We start from the raw sequence: 3,305 nt of genomic DNA on the forward strand, positions 1-3,305 counted from the left end.
GTCCACATCCGCCATACCGGATCCGCCCCAACCCAACCGGCAACAGACTACCCCGGCGTCACCGACCCAGGGAGCAACCTGTCAACACTCCAGTGGGGGTGGGTTCGCCACGACGCGTACCGCCCACTCATCAATCCCGATAACCTGGACCGGGCCGGCCTCGCCTGGCGCCAGCCGCCGGACGACCCGTAGCAACGTGTCCCGGCTCACCAGCAGCATGAGGCGCCCGGCGAGACCCGCACCAGGGCGGCCACCGAGGGCAATACCGAGGTGCTGGACCAACCCGTCCAGCCGCGCGGTCCGCTGGCCGGATCGCCGGCCGACCTCTGCCGGTAACGGCTCGGCGAAGGTCCGTCGTGGGCATTCGGCTGTGATACAGCGGAAGCGGCGCGCCTGCAGATGCAGCACCACGGCTCGCCCGTGGGAGGGCAGGTCAAGCAGATGCCTTTGGTAGCGGCTATGCACGCGGCGCGACAGCTCGCCGCAAGTCGGGCAGGCACTCATCGTCACCGCTGGATGCGCGGAGATGATGATGCGATCTGTCCCGGCCTCGATGGTGTCGACCACGAGGCCAGCAGGTAGCAGGGGGCGTGGATCAAGGAGGGGCATCGCTGGCGTTTCCTCGCCAATGGCACTCGCCGCCAACGCCCCACCTGCACGGAATCTGCGCCAGAGCCCCTTTTGGGCGCCGATCCGGGGTCCCGATTCCAAGCCGATTGACAGCCGGTCGGGCGATCGGCCACGTCGACACGCGCACGCCACTTGGCGATCGTCTTCGGATTGACGCCGTATCGCCCGGCCGTAGCCCTCAGGCTCTCTTGACTATGCTGGATCGCCCGACGGACCGCCTCAGTCGTGCGGGCGCAGCCGTGGAGAACCTGGCCCATAGCGCGTCCCTCCATGCCGGGGAGAAGACTGCACCATCAAATGCCGGGACCAAACACCGAGCCGAGTTCCACACCCTGACCCCAAAGGTAGCCGTTGGTAAGGTTGACGTGCTGCGAGCTTGGCCGAGCCAGGGCGTTGCGCCCAAGGGTCGTCAACTCGGCAATGCCAACTTGAGGCATGAAATGCTGGCGTATTTCATGAGTTCTGTCTCAAGCTACCCGCGTCGTCGCTTCCAACTCGTGCTGAACGCGTGCGATCTCGTCCAGTTCGTCAAGGATGAGCTCTATCGCCTCCGCGTCCGGGGATCGCCGGAGTGTCCGACGGGTCCGCTGCTCGGCACCAAGCACGCGCGCGCCGAGCGTCGCTGCCGTGGCGAACAGCCCGGCAACCGGGGTTCCGCCGCCGCCCGCAGCGCGGTCGGCCACGATGGTCAGCGTTGCGGCGAGGAGCCCGAGAAGGGCGAGTGCGGCGTCCACGCCCGGCGCTGAAATCCCGAACAGCCGCGACAGGCTTGCGAGCAAACCTGCATTAGCCAGTGCCGCAACCACTGCACCGGTCATGCGCAGCCACTGCGCACGCCGCAGTCGTGCGGCGAGCGTGGCCAGCAGCACATCGCTCCGGCCGCGCAGCGTCGTGATACCGGCCAGGGCGAGGTCGGCCAGCGCCTCGGCGGTTGCCGCCGGTGGCGCGGCAGGCGCCTCGCCGAGGTCACGCCCGGTGCGGAGCATCTCGGCCGCCGAAGGGTGGTCCCGCCGTAGCCGGTCTAGCCCCGCTGGGTCGTGGAGCGCCAAGAGCTGGACGAGATGGCGCGGCTTCAATCGTCCCCCACGTCGCGATGCCCTAGCGAATCCAGGCCGAGCAGCATCAGGCAGGCCAGCGCGGCGGCGCCTATGCCGAGCGCCAACTGCAGGCACTCGGGCGCCAATGCCACCACAAGGCCAAGTCCGACCAGACCATAGAAAGTCAGGTGAGACCGATCTTCTCGTTGCAGATAGGGTATAAGAATGTGCGCGAGGAGGCGGCGCGTTCGCGGCAACTTCCCATGCCGGACATTCATCGCACGGGTGATGCGCAGGAGGGGGAGAATGACGCAGAGCTGCGCGACCATGGCGGCCACCGCCAGCAGCGCAGCGACATTAAGCAGCGAGTATTCCTCCCCTGCATCGGCCGCCTCGGTCCCACACCCTCCTTCCGTCGTGCCGAGCACAGGAACAGGGTCAGAGCTCGCCTGCGGGCTGTGCAGGATGGTGGCTACCGGCTCATGCCCGCTGCGCGCCACCGGCACAGGCCCGTGCGCTAGGCTCGCCACCAGGACATCGGGGCGCAGCACGACCGGATCGTTAGGCGCGGAGAAGGCGGCATAGACGTCGGCGCGGGTGCGTGCCGCGGCGATGGCGCCAAGGATCTCCGGCAGGTCCTCGCTGCGTAGCGTGCCGCGGATGCCGCCCGCTGCGCCGGCGGCAAGACAGTTGCAGCCGATGACCACGAGCTCAACATCGTTCGCACGCGCGGCGCCCAGCAGCGCCTCCACGGGTACGCTCTGCACCGGCACGCCGCGTCCGTCCTGGGTCACAAACCGCATGCCGGTGGCTTGGCCAGACCCCGCCGGTTCCATGTGTCCGACCACGACCATGCGTTCGCCCCGTCGAGCCGCCATCAGGCCCTGGATTTCGGGAAGGCCGCCTGTAGGCGCCTTGAAGTCGCGCCCGCCCCAGCGCGCTTGCATGTCGCGCTGCACGGCAGCATCCGCCAAGGGGTGCAGCAGAGAGACTGCCGTGACCGTGGCCGCCACCGGCGCGGCGAGCAGCCGCGCGGCGCCAAGGCGCGCTGCCTCGTTCGTCGCCGGGGCGAGCAGCAGCGCACGGCTTCCGACCGTGAGCATCTGCGCCCGGGACGGCGGGCTGGGCCAGGGCGTCGAGGTCGCGGCGGATGGGCGGGACGACGGAGCCTGCGCCATGGCCGTATGCGGCAGCGCCATAACCGCTAAGAGTGCGGCCAAGCTGGCGACGACCCTGAGGCATCCTGCGCGCATGCTGGCTGCCACCTGCGGCGAAGGGGGCGAGCCTAATCGGAGAGAAGTAGGAGATGAAACTAATTTCGCGGTCCCTGCAAATCCGGCAGGGAGACGATCCACGCAGCTACAGGCCGGCCAGCTGCAAAGAATGGCCGCACCGAAAGGCCGGACAAGGGCATTGCCAAGTTGTTGGATCGTGGAGCGTGTACCGTCCCACGTCGGCACGGCTCGCGCCATCACGCTGCCATTTGGACGCGCGTCTCCTGCCGCCATGACCGAAATGCCTCAGAGTCCATCCGGGATCATGTTCTGGTTTGGCAGAGCCTTCGCAGCATGAGGCGGACGGAGGCCCAGCGCAGGAAGCACAGGCCTGACCGGTTCAGGCACTCCCAGTCCTTGGCGA

The 3,305-nt window shown here is 68.2% G+C and carries 3 protein-coding genes and 1 pseudogene; all 4 read right to left on the bottom strand.

What is annotated here, in order from left to right; all coding sequences use genetic code 11:
* Positions 1–81 precede the first annotated feature (81 nt).
* Positions 82–567, bottom strand: coding sequence for a transposase family protein (locus tag E2C05_RS30140; protein WP_158292473.1), 486 nt, complete (start codon positions 565–567; stop codon positions 82–84).
* 155 nt (positions 568–722) lie between these two features.
* Positions 723–887, bottom strand: a pseudogene (locus E2C05_RS30145) (IS481 family transposase); the annotation flags it as partial.
* 210 nt (positions 888–1,097) lie between these two features.
* Positions 1,098–1,616 (bottom strand): hypothetical protein, encoded by a 519-nt coding sequence (locus E2C05_RS30150; RefSeq protein ID WP_133223307.1) that lies wholly within the window; start codon positions 1,614–1,616, stop codon positions 1,098–1,100.
* Positions 1,617–1,702: 86 nt separating this feature from the next.
* Positions 1,703–2,770, bottom strand: coding sequence for a hypothetical protein (locus E2C05_RS30155; RefSeq protein ID WP_133223308.1), 1,068 nt, complete (start codon positions 2,768–2,770; stop codon positions 1,703–1,705).
* Positions 2,771–3,305 lie beyond the last annotated feature (535 nt).

Source organism: Paracraurococcus ruber (assembly GCF_004353985.1).
In the GTDB taxonomy this organism is placed as follows: Bacteria; Pseudomonadota; Alphaproteobacteria; order Acetobacterales; family Acetobacteraceae; genus Paracraurococcus; species Paracraurococcus ruber.

What these genes read in the sequence shown, in the direction of transcription:
- E2C05_RS30150 (WP_133223307.1), bottom strand. Translation starts at nt 1,616, where the DNA reads ATGCTCCGCACCGGGCGTGACCTCGGCGAGGCGCCTGCCGCGCCACCG.
- E2C05_RS30155 (WP_133223308.1), bottom strand. Translation starts at nt 2,770, where the DNA reads ATGCTCACGGTCGGAAGCCGTGCGCTGCTGCTCGCCCCGGCGACGAAC.